The sequence below is a fragment of the Yersinia antarctica genome, from assembly GCF_056636475.1.
This window is the reverse complement of record NZ_JBSJQF010000001.1, coordinates 197,414-215,478: the sequence shown is the minus strand read 5'-3', so window position 1 is coordinate 215,478 and position 18,065 is coordinate 197,414. Positions and strand designations below refer to the sequence as shown.

The following is an 18,065-nucleotide window of genomic DNA, read 5'->3' as shown; positions in this document are numbered from 1 at the left end:
CAATTCGTGGTTACAACAAATCGACAACTAGAGACGCCGATAAAGTGACAGATATTGACCAGCAGCTACTTGCCAACCAAAGTCCAACCCCATTGCATGGCGCTGAACATGACGCCAATGTTTTGGCCGGCTCCACAGAACAAAAGCACGGCGAATTGCCCGCACCAATGCCTGCGCATCGCATTCATCAAACACAAACCCCGAGGCGCTGCCATCCGCCAGATTTTCCAGCGCGCAATCCACCACGGTATCTGCCAACCCGCCCGTATGCCGGACCAGTGGCAAAGTGCCATATTTCAAACCATACAACTGCGTTAACCCACAAGGTTCAAAACGGCTAGGCACCAGAATCACATCCGCACCGGCAATAATTCGGTGAGAAAATGCCTCGTGATAACCAATTTGTACCCCAACCTGGCCGGAATAGTCTGCCGCTGCCGCCAAAAACTCCTCTTGTAGAATGGCATCCCCCGCCCCCAAGACCGCCAGTTGCCCACCTAGTTTCAGTAATTCAGGCAAAGCTTCCAGCACCAAATCCAACCCTTTTTGCTCGGTCAATCTACTGACCACGGCAAAAATAGGTTTCTTATCCGTCACCTCCAACCCCATCGTGGTTTGCAGATGCACTTTATTCACCGCTTTCTGCTGCAGGTTCTCTATGTCATAGCAGGCGTGCAGCAAGGTATCGCTCTGTGGGTCCCAAATGGCGCTATCCACCCCATTGAGGATGCCGGTCAAACGCCCCTGACTGGCTCGTTCTTGCAGCAGCCCTTCCATGCCGTAACCAAAAGCAGGTTGGGTAATTTCTTTGGCATAGGTCGGGCTGACAGTAGTGACATGATCAGCAAAGAACAGCCCAGCTTTCAGATAGGAAATTTGACCGTAGAACTCCAACCCGTACATTTGGAAAAATGCGGCGGGGAGTTGTAACTCAGCCAAATGGTACCCGGCAAATAGCCCCTGATAGGCCAGATTATGGACGGTAAATACTGATCGTGCCGGTCTACCACGCGCCGCCAGATAAGCACAGGCCAGCCCAGCGTGCCAATCATGGGCATGCACCACATCGGGACGCCAGAAACCATCCAGCCCGCAGGCCAGCTCACACGCCATCCATCCCAGCAAGGCAAAGCGGCGATAGTTATCGGCGTAAGCATGCAACGACTGGTCGTGATAAGGGCTGCCAGCGCGGTCATATAACCCCGGAGCATCAATAAGATAGATACCAATGCCCTGATAATGGCCGTAGCGCAGAGAAACCCGTCCGGCAAAGGTGTCTATCTCCCTAACCAGCACGGTGTCTGGTATTCCACGACGCAAATCAGGGAAGCCCGGTAGCATGACCCGAACATCGGCCCCTTCAGCAATTTGTGCGGCAGGTAAAGCGCCAACAACATCAGCCAATCCCCCTGTTTTCAACAAAGGAAATAGCTCAGAACATACGTGTAAGACCCGCATCGTGACTCCTGACACCTATCGGATAAATAAAATAGCCCTATTTGACGTTGACGGCTAATTTCGCCAGCATCGCACGGGTCACTAGCACCACCCCGCCCTCCGAACGATAAAAACGGGCGCTATCTTCATCGGCGTTCTCCCCGATAACCATCCCTTCAGGTATGTGACAGGCGCGATCAATAATGCAGCGGCGTAAACGGCACGAGCGACCAACATTGACATCAGGCAGCAATACCGTGGAATCAATGGTACAGAACGAGTTCACCCGAACCCGAGGGAACAACACCGAATGCACCACTACCGAGCCAGAAACAATACAGCCACCGGAGACCAGCGAGTTCATGGTCATGCCATGGCTACCGGAGCGATCCTGAACAAACTTAGCCGGCGGCAACGGCTCCATATGGGTACGGATTGGCCAGGCACGGTCATACATATCCAGCTCTGGTGTGACCGATGCCAAATCCAGGTTGGCCCGCCAGTAGGCATCCAATGTCCCAACATCACGCCAATAAGGTGGCAATTCGGCATTGGAGGTCACGCAGGAGAGATCAAACGGATGTGCCCAAGCCGCCTTCTGTTCGGTAAGTTTGGGAATCAAATCTTTACCAAAATCATGGGTAGAGCCAGGGGTATTCATATCTTCTTCTAATAACTTGAACAGATAATTGGCATTAAAAATATAGATCCCCATACTGGCTAACGCCATATCAGGCCGTCCAGGCATTGAAGGCGGGTTCGCAGGTTTTTCAAAGAAAGCCGTTATCTGGTAATCCTCGTCCACCTCCATTACCCCAAATTCATTGGCCTCGTTAATGGGTACCGGGATACAAGCAACGGTGCACTCAGCGCCTTTCTCTACGTGGTCGATGAGCATGCGCGAGTAATCCATCTTGTAGATGTGGTCACCGGCCAGAATGACCACATATTCCGCCTCATAGCGGCGGATAATATCCAGGTTTTGATAAACCGCATCCGCAGTACCTTTGTACCAATGCTCGGTGCTCAAACGTTGTTGGGCAGGCAATAAATCAACAAACTCGTTCATCTCCTCGTTGAGGAATGACCAGCCACGTTGAATATGCTGCACCAGAGTATGAGACTGGTACTGGGTGATGACACCGATACGGCGGATACCTGAATTCAGGCAGTTAGATAGCGCAAAATCGATGATACGGAACTTGCCGCCAAAATGTACCGCCGGTTTGGCACGGGTGGCGGTCAAATCTTTCAGACGAGAACCACGACCTCCGGCCAGAATCAGCGCTACAGATTTATTCGGTAATTGTCTGGCTAACATCAATGGGTCTTTATTTTCGAATTTAACCATGGCTGACTCCTTAAGATTTCAGTACGAGCACGCAAATGTCATGCACGGCTCCGTTCCATACGGTGAATGATTCCATCTGATCTGACGGCCCAAAAGGAGGGATAACCTCCCATTCCCCCGCAGGTAACTGTATTTCACATTCTTGACCAGTGGCGTTAATCACCACCAGCCAGCGCTGAGACAACAGAATTTGCAGCTGTTTCTGGCAGCCATGTTCCCAAGCTGCATCACTCAGCACTTGCCCCTGACTATCCAGCCATTGCACATTGCCATCACCCTCCTGCCACCATGCGTCCTTAATCAGGGCCGGAATTTGCTGGCGTAACCGGATAAGATCGGCGGTAAATGTCATTAATGAACGATCCGCACTGCCCCAGTCGAGCCAGGTGAGGATGTTGTTCTGACAATATGCATTGTTATTACCTTGCTGGCTGTGACCATGCTCGTCACCGGCCAGTAACATTGGCGTTCCCTGCGAGAGTAATAAGCTGGCCAACAATGCCCGCTGACAAGACTTACGCCGTTGCCAGATAGCCTCATCAGCCACCAACCCTTCGCTACCAAAATTATTACTAAGATTGTTATCACTGCCATCACGGTTTTCCTCACCATTGATTTGATTGTGCTTTTGGTTAAAACACAGCAAATCCTGCAAAGTAAAACCATCATGGGCGGTAATTTGATTGATACTGGCGGAAGGCAAACGCCCCCGCTGTTGGAAAAGATTGCTTGAAGCGGCAAAGTGCTGAGCAAATAGTCCCAGCGGTAAGTCATCCCTTAACCAGAAACGGCGCATCGCATCACGATACTGGTCATTCCATTCACTAAAACCGGTAGGGAAGTTACCCAATTGATAGCCTCCCAGACCAATATCCCAAGGCTCGGCAATCATTTTGCAGGCACGCAGCCGCTCATCGGCAGCCAGCGCGGTAAATAAAGGGGCATGTTGGTCAAAAGCCGGCGTGCGGCCCAGAACGGTACCCAGATCAAAGCGGAAGCCGTCAACATGGCAGCTATCGAGCCAATGATGCAGGCAGTCGATAACCCACTGCATGACATTAGGATGATTAAGCCGCAGCGTATTGCCGCAGCCAGTCATGTTGTCGTATTCACCGTCAGGAGTGAGCCAGTAATAGCTAGCATTGTCGATACCGCGCTGGCACAGGGTTGGGCCAAAAATATCCAATTCGGCGCTGTGATTGAACACCACATCGAGAATCACTTCGATACCCGCTTTATGTAACGCTTTGACCGCATCCCGTAGCTCTCGCAGCGGAGATATGCCGTCACGGCCCGAGGCATAATCAGGATCAACGGCATAAGGCGCTAGCACGTTATAGCCCCAATAATTACCCAGTCCCATCTTCTGTAAACGAGGTTCATCGACGTGGAATTGCACCGGTAACAACTCCAGTGTGGTAATGCCCATGTCTTGCAAATAGGTAATCATGACGGGATGAGCTAACGCCGCATAGCTACCACGCAGGTCAGCCGGAATATCAGGGTGCAGTTTGGTTAAGCCGCGTACATGGGCTTCATAAATCACGGTATTGCCCCAAGGAATAGCCGGTGACTTATCCTCCTGCCAGTCATATTCTTCATGTACCACAATGCACTTAGGTAAGGCGGCAGCACTGTCGCGCTCATCGGGCTGATTAACCCCCCCCTCCAAGCTTGGATCATCCGCCACTTTGCGATCTAATGCATGGGCACCGGGGTCTATCAATAATTTATGTGGGTTAAAACGATGTCCTTGTTGTGGGTCAAATGGCCCGCTGACCCGATAACCATAGCGCTGCCCCGGTTTACCTCCAGGCAGATAGCCATGCCAGATATCACCACTGCGGGCGGGCAAGGCAATCCTCAACTCTTGGTTATTGTCATCAAACAGACACAGTTCGACCTGTTCAGCATGGGCTGAAAACAGCGTGAAATTTATCCCAGCCCCATCAAAATGGGCACCAATCGGTGTCGGGGAACCACGGGTAAGGCCAGTCATCCTACCCCTCCCGTAACAGGTAAATAGTCGACAGTGGCGGTAGTGTTAACAACAATGAGTGCGCGTGGTTATGGCTACCGACATGCTGGCTATGGATCCCCCCCTGATTACCCAGATTGCTGCCACGGTAAAACTCAGAGTCAGAATTAAGTACTTCCCGATAATGCCCTGCCTGCGGAATGCCCACACGGTAGTCATAACGCGGCACCGGTGTGAAATTACTGATGGCAATCAGTTCGCCACCATTCGCATCACGGCGCAAGAAAGCAAACACTGAGTTTTCGTGGTCATCTACCACCAGCCATTCAAAGCCATCGGGCTGATAATCCAATTCATAGAGTGGCGCATGTTGTTGATAGCAGTGGTTCAGGTCACGAACAAAACGCTGCACGCCACGGTGCCAGCCATTTTCATCATCCAGTAAATGCCAGTCCAGGCTGGTATCGAAATTCCACTCGCGCCCCTGCGCAAACTCGCAGCCCATAAACAGCAGTTTTTTACCGGGATGCGCCCACATAAACGCGTAATAGGCACGCAGGTTGGCGAATTTCTGCCAGGCATCCCCCGGCATACGATCGAGCACCGAGCGCTTACCGTGCACCACTTCATCGTGGGAGATAGGCAAGATAAAGTTCTCGGTATAGGCGTACAACATCCCGAAAGTCATCAGATTATGGTGGTACTTGCGATGAATCGGATCACACTGCATGTAATTGAGCGTGTCATGCATCCAACCCATATTCCATTTATAGTTAAACCCTAATCCACCGGCATCGGGCGGTAATGTCACGCCAGGAAAATCGGTCGATTCCTCCGCCATCGTCACACCGCCAGGGCGCTCAACGCCGATGGTGTGATTGGTGTAACGCAGGAAAGCAATCGCTTCCAGATTTTCACGCCCGCCATAATAGTTAGGCACCCACTGCCCTTCAGCACGGCTATAATCGCGATAAATCATCGAAGCCACGGCATCAATACGCAATGCATCGATACCAAAACGTTCCATCCAGTAAAACGCATTGCCAGCCAAATAATTACGGACCTCATTACGACCATAGTTATAAATCAGGGTATTCCAATCCTGGTGATAGCCTTCGCGCGGATCGGCATATTCATACAACGAGGTGCCATCAAACTGCATGAGCCCGTGTTCATCACTCGGGAAGTGGCCGGGAACCCAATCAAGGATGACGTTAATCCCCGCGGTATGGAATGCGGCAACAAAATCTTTGAAATCCTGCGGAGTACCAAAGCGGCGGGTCGGTGCATATAACCCGAGCGGCTGATAACCCCAGCTGCCATCAAATGGATGTTCGTTAATCGGCAGCAGCTCGACATGGGTAAACCCCATGTATTTAACGTATTCAACCAATTGCTCAGCCAACTCGCCATAACTGAGCCAATAGTTATTATCGGTATGGCGGCGCCATGAACCGAGATGGACTTCATAGATAGAAACCGGTGAGCGCAAATCATTGGCTTTCTGTCTTGCTGGCGTATTTTGTACCACTTCAGGTAACGGGCTGACCAACGAGGCAGTTTCTGGCCGCATCTGAGCTTCAAATGCATAAGGGTCCGCTTTTAAGCGCACCTGATCATTACTGTCTATTATCTCAAATTTGTACAACTGGCCGGCTTGTACACCGGGCAGGAATAGCTCCCAAATACCATTTTCGCGCCGTAACCGCATCGGGTGGCGGCGACCATCCCAAAAGTTAAACTCCCCCACCACAGACACTCGTTTGGCATTAGGTGCCCAAACGGCAAAACTGACCCCCGCGACTCCATCAAGGCTCATTAAATGCCCGCCCAGACGTTCATAAGGGCGTAGATGGGTGCCTTCGGCCAATAACCAACTGTCAATATCCTGCAATAACGTCCCGAATCGATAAGGATCTTCGATGATTTGGGGACTGTCTTGCCAAGTAACCGCTAATTGATAACGAAACGGGCTTTTACGACGAGGAAGCTTCGCAATGAAAAAACCGCGCGGGTCTTCACTGGTCAACTGAGCAATGTTGCGCCCACTTTCCGTTTCGACCAGCCAGACTTCTTTTGCATCTGGCAGCAAAGCGCATATCTGTAACCCTTGCGCAGTTTGGTGCATACCCAAAATGGAAAAGGGATCGGCATAATGGCCGGAAATAATCTGATTAATCACCTGACGATCGGGAAGTACTGGCATGATTTCTTCCTATGATTAACGGCATGATTTTGAGCCGAATTCTGAACTCTGACAGCAGAACCGACCTTTTCATCATGCAATCCATTTAGCGTTTAAAGAGTGACTAAGGTCAATGATTAACCAATTAGTTGATTTAATGCCCTAATACTCATTTTCTGACAGTAAAAGCTCGTCAGTTAACTTTTCTTACCCAAACTATAAGCATAGTCAAAGGCCGCCAAAAAAATCGGCTTACTATTAATGAAATTTTTTCTCATATGAATTAGCAAAAAAAACAGTGTTTAAACGGCGTAAGGCGTGCGTGAATGACGTAAAACCCTAAGTTAAGACGTAAAAACAGTGCGGATAACATCGGCCAGTAGAAATGCCCAAAACAGGGAACTGAGCTGACGTTTGCCCATATAAGGCCCTTTTTGCTTAAAAGGGGTGACGGTTAAAACTTTCTGCGGCTAAATGTGGTTACAATAGCGGCAAGAATTAGCATTTGTGGTTATCAATATGGGCGTAAGCCAAGCCGAACTGATTTTCTCCCTGCTACAACAGATGTGTGTGTATCTGGTGATCGCCTATCTGTTAAGTAAAACACCACTGTTTATTCCGTTAATGCAGGTTACCATTCGGCTGCCCCACAAACTGGTGTGCTATCTCACGTTTTCCATGTTTTGCATCATGGGCACCTATTTTGGTCTGCATATTGAGGACTCCATCGCCCCATTCCCGAACGAAACGCAACAAACCATCATGCGTTATGCAGCGAGTAGATACTCTAAAAATACCTCATTCGGTGAGCTGTATTCCAGAGATTTGCGCCCCCGAGTGTTGAGGATGTGCTCCAGTCTCGCAATATCTTCATCGCTGACGCCATTAAAATCGGTTCCTTTCGGATAAAACCGCCGTATCAGACCGTTGGTATGCTCATTCAACCCCCGCTCCCAGGAATGATAAGGCCGGGCAAAGTAAACCTTTGCGCCCGTTACCTGAGTGATGTCCTTATGTTTCGCAAACTCGGGTCCGTTATCTGCCGTCAGGGTTTTAAACTCACAGAAAGTATTCGCCACGATGTCGGCGCGTGTCAAGGTAGTTGTCGCCTCAGTTAATTCATGCGGCCAACGTTTCACGTTCCGGATTTAACCAGACCTCATCCTGCCGGTGCCAGTTTCTCGTTGAACCTGACCACCGATGTGGATTCTGCATTTTCGCCGCTTCATAGACCGATTTACGCTGCGCCAGTAGTGCCCGATCTTCACCTCTGTGTCGTTGCCCTGGTGTGACGTAACGGATACCACTGTGCCGATGTTCTTCGTTATACCAGCCAACGAAGGTTTCTACCCACGCCTGCGCATCCTCCAGCGTCGCGAAGCCCTTCTCCGGCCAGCTCGGCACGTATTTCAACGTCCTGAACAGCGATTCAACATACGCGTTATCGTTGCTCACCCGTGGCCGGCTGTGCGACGGGGTTATCTTAAGTTCCGCAAGCTTTACCTGCAGCACCTGTGACTTCATCGGGGCTCCGTTATCCGCATGCAGTACCAGCGGCTCCTGCCAACAGCGTTCGCTCAGCACTGTCCGATTCATCAGCTCTGCCGCATGCTCACCACTTTCAACCAAGTGAACCTCGTGACCGACGATTTTGCGGCTGAACACGTCTTCTATCAGGTACAGATAGAACCAGTGTCCTGCCGTCAGCGACCTCAGCCAGGTAATATCCCATGACCACACCTGATTCGGTGCCGTCGCCCTCCAGGTCGATAGCGGCTTGCTTTGCGCTACCCTCTGCCGACCACGGTGCGTTGTTTCGCCAGCACGTCTTAGTATCCGATAAAACGTTGACTCACTGGCGATATAGCGCTTTTCATCCGCCAACAAAGGAACGATTTGCGTCGGTGGCAGGCTGGCGAACCGCAGTTCATGACAGAGGGCTAAAACCTGTTGTTCCTCTTCGGCAGTGAGTTTGTTCTTCGGGATGGGCCGTGACGCCGTGGGTCTGCGGTCATGCGTCCCTTTTCCCCAACGCTGTAATGTTCGCTCACTAAGCCCAATAGACTGGCAAGCCTCGCTCAGCCTCGCGCCTGCAGCAACGGCTTCCTTTACGATTGTCATCAATCGCAGCCTGTCCGGAGTCGGCGTCATTCGTCCCCGTTTTCCTCGACGAACAACGCCTTGAACTTTTTTTGCAATATCAGCAATGCCGCAGCCTCAGCCAACGCCTTATCCTTGCGGGCAATTTCACGCTTAAGCTGATGAATTTCGTTTTGCTGTTTCTTGACGAGTGCTTTCTCTTCACGCGGATCTGGCTGCATTATCTCATTCTTCCACTGCTGAATTTGCTCAGGGTAGAGCCCTTTACGGCGACAGTACTCAGCAACAGCATGGGCGGAAAGAGGTGCCGTTTCAACCAGGATGGCAAAACGAGCCTCACGGGACCATTGCTGCGGGGTTTTTACCTCAACGTGGGTGCTCGCGGTCGAAATACCTGCCTTGGAGCGCCAGGTGTAAAGCGTATTGACAGGGATCCCCTCAGAGCGTGCAATCTGAACAACCGGCTGATTGTGTGGTGGCATCATTCTGGCAATCACAGCGGCTTTAAGCTCAGGTGAATACGTTTTCATTCTTGTTGTCTCCAGCCCCTTGGATGTTTTCAGTTAGAGGCGACAACTACCCTGACATGGGGGGATGTCCCTGAACGCTTCCACGACGCTCTCAGCGCACTTATTGGGGAGTTTACGGATAATGACCTGCTTTGTGGCTTTGTCCACGACCGTCAGCAGGAATGACTTCTGGTCTTTGCCAAAAATCGTATCGATTTCAACATGCCCGGGAACCTGTTTGAGTTCAGCCTCAGCAGGCCTGTGCTCAATGCCAACCCTGTCCGGGATGGGCGTGCGTCCGGGCTCACCCGTATCATAGCGATAGCGTTTACCCCGGTGAGGGAGCTGAAGGTAAAGCTTACCGCCAGCCTGTCTGTCCGAACGGATATAGCGGTAGAGGGTATTTTTGCTGACGGCGATATCAAACTGGATTTTCAGTCTCCCACAGATAACCTCAGGGGAGGTATGTACAGCCAGCGCCTGCCGGAGAAAGTCTTGTGTCTGCTGGCCCAGAGGGACACAGGCATTGTGTGCCGAGGTGTCGCCCCGCCGTTGTCTGGCTAAGGCATCAGCGCGTCTGGAGGAGTAAAGTCCGTTGAAGGCGGGGTCCGTATTACGTCTGAGCTCCCGGCTCAGGGTAGAGCGAGAGACGCCGAGCTCTCTGGCAATGCAGGACTGATTAACGCCTTCAGCTTTTCGTTTTTCGATGTAAAAGCGCTCATGCTGAGTCAAATGTTTTCCCTTCATGCAACAGGGTCTCCGACAGGGTCAATACGGCTATTTTATCCGTACCTGACCGGTGGGTCACTTTGTTGCATTTCGTTTGGGAATTGGCGATCGCCAATACTCGTGCTATCGGCGCTGTGTTAGGTGGTGTTTTGGGGGGGCCATCGGTCGGTTTTCTGGTAGGGCTGACGGGTGGGTTGCACCGTTACTCCATGGGTGGGATGACCGCCACCGCCTGTATGTTGTCTACCGTCGCTGAAGGGCTATTGGGTGGTTTCCTCCACAGCTATTTGATACGTAAAAACCGCCTTGACTTGCTGTTCCAGCCGCTGGTGGTTGCAGGCATTACGCTGGTCGCTGAAGTCCTGCAAATGTTAATTATTTTGGCCGTTGCTCGCCCATTCCATGAAGCTGTCGAGTTGGTCGGAAACATTGCCCTGCCGATGATGATCACCAATACCATTGGTGCTGCCATGTTTATGCGTATCTTATTGGACCGGCGGGCTATTTTCGAAAAATACACCACCGCCTTCTCAGCCAAAGCATTACAAATTGCCGCACGGGCGGAGGGGCAACTACGCCATGGTTTTGACCAACAAAACAGTATGCGGGTGGCGCGTATCTTGTATGAGGAGCTGGGCGTTGGCGCGGTGGCAATTACCGACCGCGAGAAGCTGCTGGCATTTATCGGTACTGGCGCCGACCATCACCTTGTGGGGAGTGCTATCACCTCAGACCATACCCACCGGGCGATTGAGTTGAATCAGGTGGTTTATGCCGATGGCAATGCCGTCCCTTATACCTGCTCTATTTCACCTAATTGCAAACTGGGTTCCACGTTAGTTATCCCACTACGCGGTGAAGAGCATCGGGTGATTGGCAGCATCAAGCTGTATGAACCAAAAAGTAAATTGTTCTCCAGTATCAACCGCACATTGGGTGAAGGTATTGCTCACCTGCTGTCCGCCCAGATTCTGGCGGGTGAATTTGAACAACAGAAACAGCTATTGGCACAATCAGAAATCAAGCTACTGCACGCGCAAGTAAATCCTCACTTCCTCTTTAACGCACTGAATACCCTGTCAGTAGTAATCCGCCGTAATCCAGACCATGCCCGCAAGCTAGTGCTTTCTTTGTCGACATTTTTCCGTAAGAACCTCAAGCGCAGCCATGATGTGGTCACGCTGAGCGATGAAATTGAACATGTGAATGCTTATCTGGAAATAGAAAAGGCACGTTTTGCCGACCGCCTCTCCGTTGAGATCTCATTACCTGATGAATTGATGGAAGCGCGTTTACCGGCTTTTTCCCTGCAACCCGTGGTCGAAAATGCCATCAAACACGGCATAGCGCAGATGTTCAATAACGGGCGCATCACCTTGCACGGTAAGCTCGAGGGCAATACGTTGATACTGGAAGTGGAAGACAATGCTGGTTTGTATCAACCGCAACCAAACGGCGATGGGCTGGGGATGAATCTGGTAGACCGGCGAATTAAAGTCCGCTATGGCAACGAATATGGTGTCACCGCCCTAAGCGAGGCAGATAAATTCACGCGCATTACACTTAAATTGCCCTTTATCACCGCGAGTGAGGGTTAACAACGGTTAATTACTTACCCGTGCGGGCAATGATACTCACCATATTAAGTACCGCGGCAGAGCGCTCATGCCGCCGCCATGCCAGTGTAATCTTGGTTTTTAGCAAACTATCGTCAATCTCATGATAAGTAACATTATTCGTCTGAATAGTTGTCAGTGAGCGAGGCACGATAGTAAAACCAAAGCCTGCCGACACCATCCCTATGGCAGACACCAACTGGGGGGATTGTTGCCCCAGCTCCGGCTTAAATCCGGCACGGTAGCAAGCGCTGATAATGGTATCAAACAATCCGGGAGCCACTTCGCGAGGGAAAGTAATCAGCTTTTCATGCTGTATCGCTTGCAGATTGATTTGTGGGCAGCGATGCAACTGATGGTTATGGGGCAGTACCAGCAACATATCTTCCTCCACCAGCACCTTACAGGTGAATTCATTACTGGCATCACATGGCTGACGGATAAAAGCCACATCAATGCGTTCGTTATGCAAATCATTCATTAACACCGGCATGGTCTTTTCACTGGGTGACAATATCACCTCAGGATATTTATCCCGATAGGCGTGGAGTAGGCGCAATACCAAGGGCTGGAAGGCTGTCGAGCTGGCAAAACCTACCCGCAACTTACCCGTCTCCCCGCGCGCGATACTTTTAGCTCGCTCTATCGCTTCATCCGTAAGCGTCAATATATGACAGGCATCCACATAGAACGCTTTCCCTGCATCAGTCAGTTCAACACCGCGCGTGAGCCGACGTAGCAGTGGTGTCCCGATCTCCCGCTCTAGCTTTTGAATTTGCTGACTTAGTGGTGGCTGAGAGATACCCAGCTTTTCAGCCGCCCGGGTGAAATGGCGGGCTGAAGCAACCGCAGCAAAATATCGTAGATAACGTAGTTCCATATATTATTGATATCAAAAAAGTGGGATTCCTATATTGGTACTTATGTTCTTTCAGCGTCAACCTTATACGTAAATATAAATATAATTTATGTTACAGGTAAGACGGAGAGAGAGATGACTAAATCAATAACATCGCATTGTTCATGTACTCAAGAGATTGTAAAAAGCTTTATTGCCTATAGAGAAAAGCATTCTGAGTGCATTATTTATCAAACATCACTAATGAGCGCGCTAATTAGTGGGGTTTATGAAGGCCAAATCACCATGGCAGAACTACTGAAACACGGTGATTTTGGATTAGGAACATTTAACAATCTTGATGGTGAATTAGTCGCACTAAACAGTAAAATTTATCAATTACGATCCGATGGCAGCGCCCGTTCAGCACAACCAGAACAGAAGACACCTTTCGCAGTAATGACGTTTTTTCAGCCGACAGAAAAACGCAGTTTCGAACATAAAATAAGCAGAAAGCAGCTCCATAATGTGATTGATGACCTTACCAAAACAGATAATCTGTTTTGTGCTCTGCGTATTGATGGCACCTTCAGCCACGTTGAAACCCGCACCGTTCCCTGCCAACAGCGCCCCTATAAACCCATGCTTGAAGCCATCTCCGAGCAACCGACGTTTGATTTCACCCATCAAAATGGCGTGATCATCGGTTTTCGCAGCCCAGACTATACCCAAGGAATAAATGTTGCTGGCTACCACGAGCATTTTATTACTGACACCCGCAATGGCGGTGGCCATGTGCTCGACTACCAATTGGAAAAGGGTGTTCTGACCTTCGGCACCGTGGCCAAACTGGTAATCGATCTGCCGCAGGAAGCTGATTTTCTCCAGGCCAATCTCTCCCCGCAAAATCTCAATAACGCCATCCGCGCGGTAGAAAGTTAACCGGCGGTAAAACATCAATTAATAGCGGCTAAATCAACCATAGAGGACAACACATCATGACCAATGAAACGCATACTCAGGCTTGGCAGTGCGGGGCTGATCTGGTGGTTAATCATTTAGAGCAGCAAGGTGTAAAGCAGGTGTTCGGTATTCCCGGCGCTAAAATTGATCGAGTATTTAATTCACTGGAAGATTCCAGCATTCAAACGATTGTGGTGCGCCACGAAGCGAATGCAGCTTTCATGGCTGCGGCCATCGGCCGGTTAACCGGTAAAGCGGGCGTGGCATTGGTAACCTCAGGGCCGGGTTGCGCCAACTTAGTCACCGGGCTGGCAACAGCAACCTCTGAAGGGGATCCAGTGGTGGCACTGGGCGGCGCGGTAAAACGAGCCGATAGCCTGAAAATAACTCACCAGAGTATGGATACTGTGAGTATTTTTCGCCCGATAACTAAGTTTAGTGCGGAGGTGACGGCCTCTGCGGCGCTGTCAGAAGTCCTGGGTAATGCTTTTAGAACCGCTGAATTTGGTCGGCCGGGCGCGGCCTTTGTTAGCCTGCCGCAAGATATCCTCAACAACCCTGTGACCAGCCAGGCATTGATTCATCAACCATGTCCACACAATGGCGGTGCACCCTTGGATGAGATTACTGCCGTGGCTAAGTTGATTAACAACGCTAAAAATCCCATTTTGCTCCTTGGATTGATGGCCAGTCAGCCGGCAAACGCTCAAGCCATTCGGCGTTTACTTCACCATAGCAAAATACCGGTCACCAGCACCTATCAAGCCGCAGGGGTGGTTGATCAGGCGCACTTTGATCATTTTGCCGGGCGGGTGGGCTTGTTTAATAATCAGGCTGGCGACAAGTTACTACAACAAGCCGATGTGATTATCACCATCGGTTATAGCCCTGTGGAATATGACCCAGCGCTATGGAACAACGGCCAGGCAACACTGATACATCTGGATATTTTACCCGCCGAAATAGATGCAGCCTATCAACCGGAAAAAGAGTTATTGGGCGATATTGCCGCTACCATAGATGCATTAGCCCCCCGGATACATGGCCCGTTAATATTAACATTGGCAACACAGGCGGTATTGGAAGAGCGCTGCCGCCAACGACGAGACTTGGCCCTCCGGGCTGACCATATGAGTGGTTTCGCTATTCATCCGCTGCGTTTAGTCCGGGCAATGCAGGATATTGTTAATAGTGACGTGACCCTATGTGTCGATATGGGGAGCTTTCACATCTGGATTGCCCGCTATCTTTACAGCTTCCGCACCCGTCAAATTTTGATGTCAAACGGTCAACAGACTATGGGTGTTGCACTGCCATGGGCCATTGCCGCCGCACTGGTGAACCCACATCAAAAGGTCGTATCCGTATCAGGTGACGGCGGTTTTATGCAATCAAGTATGGAGCTAGAAACTGCGGTGCGCCTGAAAAGCAATTTACTGCATATTATTTGGGTCGATAACGGTTACAACATGGTGGAAATACAGCAGCAGAAAAAATACCATCGGCCATCGGGAGTTAGCTTTGGCCCGATTGATTTCAAAATGTACGCCGAATCCTTTGGTGCGAAAGGTTTTGCCGTAGAATCTGCTGACGAATTATCCCATAAATTGCATCAAGCTATGGATGTATTAGGCCCGGCAGTCATTGCCATCCCAGTGGATTATTCAGATAACTATCGTTTAATGGAAGAGCTGAATATCAGCCAATTGCTGTAGTGCGAAGCCCGTATCGGGTGGCGTGCAACGTAGTTGCTGACACATCGAGGGATACAAAAAAGCCGTGTTAATCATATAAAAAAACCCTGACCATAAGATCAGGGCTTTATGGTTATTACTCTTAATAACCAATCACATCAAGATGCGCAGCATACGGCGCAATGGCTCTGCCGCGCCCCATAGCAACTGGTCACCTACAGTAAAGGCGGAGAGATACTCCGGCCCCATATTCAATTTACGCAGGCGGCCAACCGGGGTATTCAATGTACCGGTTACCGCAGCCGGAGTCAGTTCACGCATGCTCAGCTCGCGGTCGTTCGGGATAACACGAACCCAGTCATTGTGCGTTGCCAACATTTGCTCAATTTCTGGCAATGGCACGTCTTTTTTCAGTTTCAGCGTAAAGGCTTGGCTATGGCAACGCAGCGCACCGATGCGCACGCACAGACCATCTACTGGAATGACGCTGCTGGTGTTCAGAATTTTGTTAGTTTCAGCCTGGCCTTTCCACTCTTCGCGGCTCTGACCATTATCCAGTTGTTTGTCGATCCACGGGATCAGGCTACCTGCCAGCGGTACACCAAAGTTATCAGTCGGCAAGGTACCACTACGGGTTGCAGCAGTGACCTTACGTTCAATATCCAAAATGGCAGAGGCCGGGTCTTGCAACTCTTTAGCCACGCCAGCATGTAGCATACCCATCTGAGTCAGCAACTCACGCATATGGCGCGCGCCACCACCGGATGCTGCCTGATAAGTGGCAACTGATGCCCACTCAACCAAATTATTAGCAAACAAACCACCCAAAGACATCAGCATCAGGCTAACGGTACAGTTACCCCCCGCAAAGGTCTTGATACCTTTATCTAAACCCTGTTGAATGACACTATGGTTAACCGGATCCAGAATAATAATTGCGTCATCTTGCATACGAAGAGAAGAAGCGGCGTCGATCCAATAGCCTTTCCAGCCGATTTCTCGCAGCTTTGGATAAACTTCGTTGGTATAATCTCCTCCTTGGCAGGTGATGATAATATCCAATGCACTCAGCGCATCAATATCATAAGCATCTTGCAACGTACCTTGCTGGCCGGTAAATGTCGGCGCGGCCTGGCCATGTTGCGAGGTGGAGAAAAAGACCGGGCGAATACCGTCAAAGTCGCGTTCTTCAATCATGCGTTGCATGAGTACTGAGCCGACCATACCGCGCCAGCCGATAAAACCAACATTTTTCATGTTTACTGTCCTGCCTTGGAAGGTGACACCGATTAATGGATGCCTGTCTTGTATAACTGCGCGCTGTAAGGGTACGGCAGACTGACTAAGATAGACCTGATACCACCTTACAAAATATGGACAAAGTGGCAAGTGAATTTATTCGATACCAGAATGATTCAAAGCAATCTTCCTAATATGTGGCTTTGATTGGCGGGAAACGCCAGTCCCTAGAGGTAATAATGACTGAGATGATTGCGGCAACAGTGCTGCTGTTTTTGATTATGGACCCACTGGGAAATCTGCCGATTTTTATGTCGGTACTCAAGCATCTGGAACCTAAGCGCCGGCGAGTCGTATTGATTCGAGAATTGCTCATTGCGCTGATATTAATGCTGATTTTCCTATTCGCTGGCGAGAAGATTCTGGCGTTCCTAAATCTGCGAACTGAAACGGTGTCGATATCGGGTGGTATTATTCTGTTTTTAATCGCAATTAAGATGATTTTCCCCACCCCAGAAAGTAACGTTACCGGGTTATCGGCTGGGGAAGAGCCATTCTTAGTACCACTGGCTATTCCCTTAGTCGCGGGTCCGTCGATTCTGGCAACGCTGATGCTACTGTCGCATCAATATCCTAATCAAATTAGCCATTTAGTGTTGGCGTTGATGATTGCGTGGGGGTTGTCTGCGGCGATTTTGCTGATGTCGAATCTGTTCCTGCGCCTGCTGGGTAATAAAGGCGTCAGTGCGCTGGAACGGTTGATGGGGTTAATTTTGGTGATGCTATCTACGCAGATGTTTTTAGATGGTGTGCGGGCATATTTGACCAAATAGGGTTGGCCTCAATTGCGCAATCCAAGAGGGGCGCGCCCTCTTGGGTATAAACTCACTTTAGTTACGACTTTTCAGTGCTAATACACAACGCTGCACCACGTTATCAATATCCGCATCAATATCGACGCAGAGAACATCTGGCTCATCTGAACCTGGCTCTTCCAACGCGTCAAACTGGCTTTTCAGCAGATCAGTTGGCATAAAATGGCCGGAGCGGGCTTTTAATCGCTCCATGATGACGTCGAAACTGCCTTTTAGATATATAAACACCATCCCCGGATTACCTTCCCGCAGACGATCACGATAACGGCGCTTCAGCGCTGAGCAGACAATAATACCGGTTTCATTTTTATGATTCAGGCTGTAGGCAGCATCACTCAAACGCTCCAGCCACGGCATACGATCTTCATCATTCAGTGGATGCCCACTGCCCATTTTCTGAATATTGGCACGAGGATGCAGATCGTCACCATCAATAAATTTGGCATGGATTTGGCGGGCTACAGCCTCTCCTACCGTGGTTTTGCCGCTACCCGATACACCCATCACGATAATGCTATGTCCTGCCATAATGTTGATCTCTATCTCAGAAT

At 50.1% G+C, this 18,065-nt stretch carries 13 protein-coding genes and 2 pseudogenes; 5 read left to right on the top strand and 10 right to left on the bottom strand.

The window, feature by feature from the left end; all coding sequences use genetic code 11:
* Window positions 1-27: 27 nt before the first annotated feature.
* The 4 genes from glgA to glgB are packed head-to-tail and all read right to left on the bottom strand — an operon-like array spanning window position 28 to window position 6,972.
* Window positions 28-1,458, bottom strand: a complete 1,431-nt coding sequence (gene glgA / locus ACWJJO_RS00845; RefSeq protein WP_083161265.1) for a glycogen synthase GlgA — start codon at window positions 1,456-1,458, stop codon at window positions 28-30.
* A 37-nt stretch (window positions 1,459-1,495) separates the two neighbouring features.
* Window positions 1,496-2,788, bottom strand: coding sequence for a glucose-1-phosphate adenylyltransferase (gene glgC / locus ACWJJO_RS00840; protein WP_083161267.1), 1,293 nt, complete (start codon window positions 2,786-2,788; stop codon window positions 1,496-1,498).
* Between the two features lie 10 nt (window positions 2,789-2,798).
* Window positions 2,799-4,787: a glycogen debranching protein GlgX gene (gene glgX, locus ACWJJO_RS00835; RefSeq protein WP_481090530.1), complete on the bottom strand. Its 1,989-nt coding sequence runs from the start codon at window positions 4,785-4,787 to the stop codon at window positions 2,799-2,801.
* A 1-nt stretch (window position 4,788) separates the two neighbouring features.
* Window positions 4,789-6,972 (bottom strand): 1,4-alpha-glucan branching protein GlgB, encoded by a 2,184-nt coding sequence (glgB, locus tag ACWJJO_RS00830; protein WP_102970495.1) that lies wholly within the window; start codon window positions 6,970-6,972, stop codon window positions 4,789-4,791.
* A gap of 498 nt (window positions 6,973-7,470) precedes the next feature.
* On the opposite strand from glgB, the pseudogene ACWJJO_RS00825 reads away from it, so the two are divergent.
* Window positions 7,471-7,683 (top strand): annotated as a pseudogene (locus tag ACWJJO_RS00825) (LytS/YhcK type 5TM receptor domain-containing protein); the annotation flags it as partial.
* A gap of 35 nt (window positions 7,684-7,718) precedes the next feature.
* On the opposite strand, the gene ACWJJO_RS00820 reads toward ACWJJO_RS00825, so the two are convergent.
* The 3 genes from ACWJJO_RS00820 to ACWJJO_RS00810 form a co-directional block, all read right to left on the bottom strand.
* Window positions 7,719-8,048, bottom strand: a complete 330-nt coding sequence (locus ACWJJO_RS00820) for an IS30 family transposase (protein WP_481090529.1) — start codon at window positions 8,046-8,048, stop codon at window positions 7,719-7,721.
* Window positions 8,049-8,070: 22 nt separating this feature from the next.
* Window positions 8,071-9,581, bottom strand: a protein-coding gene (locus ACWJJO_RS00815) for an IS3 family transposase (protein WP_481090522.1) whose coding sequence is annotated in 2 segments (ribosomal slippage) — window positions 8,071-9,146 and window positions 9,146-9,581 — 1,512 coding nt in all. Because the reading frame shifts where the segments join, the coding sequence is not laid out codon by codon here.
* 33 nt (window positions 9,582-9,614) lie between these two features.
* Window positions 9,615-10,307, bottom strand: coding sequence for an IS30 family transposase (locus tag ACWJJO_RS00810; protein ID WP_481090528.1), 693 nt, complete (start codon window positions 10,305-10,307; stop codon window positions 9,615-9,617).
* A gap of 86 nt (window positions 10,308-10,393) precedes the next feature.
* On the opposite strand from ACWJJO_RS00810, the pseudogene ACWJJO_RS00805 reads away from it, so the two are divergent.
* Window positions 10,394-11,887, top strand: a pseudogene (locus tag ACWJJO_RS00805) (LytS/YhcK type 5TM receptor domain-containing protein); the annotation flags it as partial.
* Window positions 11,888-11,897: 10 nt separating this feature from the next.
* Here ACWJJO_RS00805 and ACWJJO_RS00800 read toward each other — a convergent pair.
* On the bottom strand, window positions 11,898-12,785 hold the full coding sequence (locus tag ACWJJO_RS00800) for a LysR family transcriptional regulator (protein WP_083161269.1): 888 nt from the start codon (window positions 12,783-12,785) through the stop codon (window positions 11,898-11,900).
* Between the two features lie 114 nt (window positions 12,786-12,899).
* Between ACWJJO_RS00800 and budA the strand changes: the two genes are divergently transcribed.
* Window positions 12,900-13,685, top strand: a complete 786-nt coding sequence (gene budA, locus ACWJJO_RS00795; RefSeq protein ID WP_083161271.1) for an acetolactate decarboxylase — start codon at window positions 12,900-12,902, stop codon at window positions 13,683-13,685.
* Window positions 13,686-13,741: 56 nt separating this feature from the next.
* Window positions 13,742-15,421 carry an acetolactate synthase AlsS gene (gene alsS / locus ACWJJO_RS00790; RefSeq protein ID WP_083161273.1) on the top strand — a complete coding sequence of 560 codons (1,680 nt, stop codon included), beginning with the start codon at window positions 13,742-13,744 and terminating at the stop codon, window positions 15,419-15,421.
* A 132-nt stretch (window positions 15,422-15,553) separates the two neighbouring features.
* Here alsS and asd read toward each other — a convergent pair whose 3' ends face one another.
* Window positions 15,554-16,657, bottom strand: a complete 1,104-nt coding sequence (gene asd, locus ACWJJO_RS00785; RefSeq protein ID WP_083161275.1) for an aspartate-semialdehyde dehydrogenase — start codon at window positions 16,655-16,657, stop codon at window positions 15,554-15,556.
* A gap of 221 nt (window positions 16,658-16,878) precedes the next feature.
* Here asd and ACWJJO_RS00780 point away from each other — a divergent pair, with 221 nt between their 5' ends.
* Window positions 16,879-17,472: a YhgN family NAAT transporter gene (locus ACWJJO_RS00780; protein WP_005186017.1), complete on the top strand. Its 594-nt coding sequence runs from the start codon at window positions 16,879-16,881 to the stop codon at window positions 17,470-17,472.
* Window positions 17,473-17,529: 57 nt separating this feature from the next.
* Here ACWJJO_RS00780 and ACWJJO_RS00775 read toward each other — a convergent pair whose 3' ends face one another.
* A complete protein-coding gene (locus tag ACWJJO_RS00775; RefSeq protein WP_083161277.1) occupies window positions 17,530-18,042 on the bottom strand; it encodes a gluconokinase in 513 nt (170 codons plus the stop codon).
* Between the last annotated feature and the right edge of the window lie 23 nt (window positions 18,043-18,065).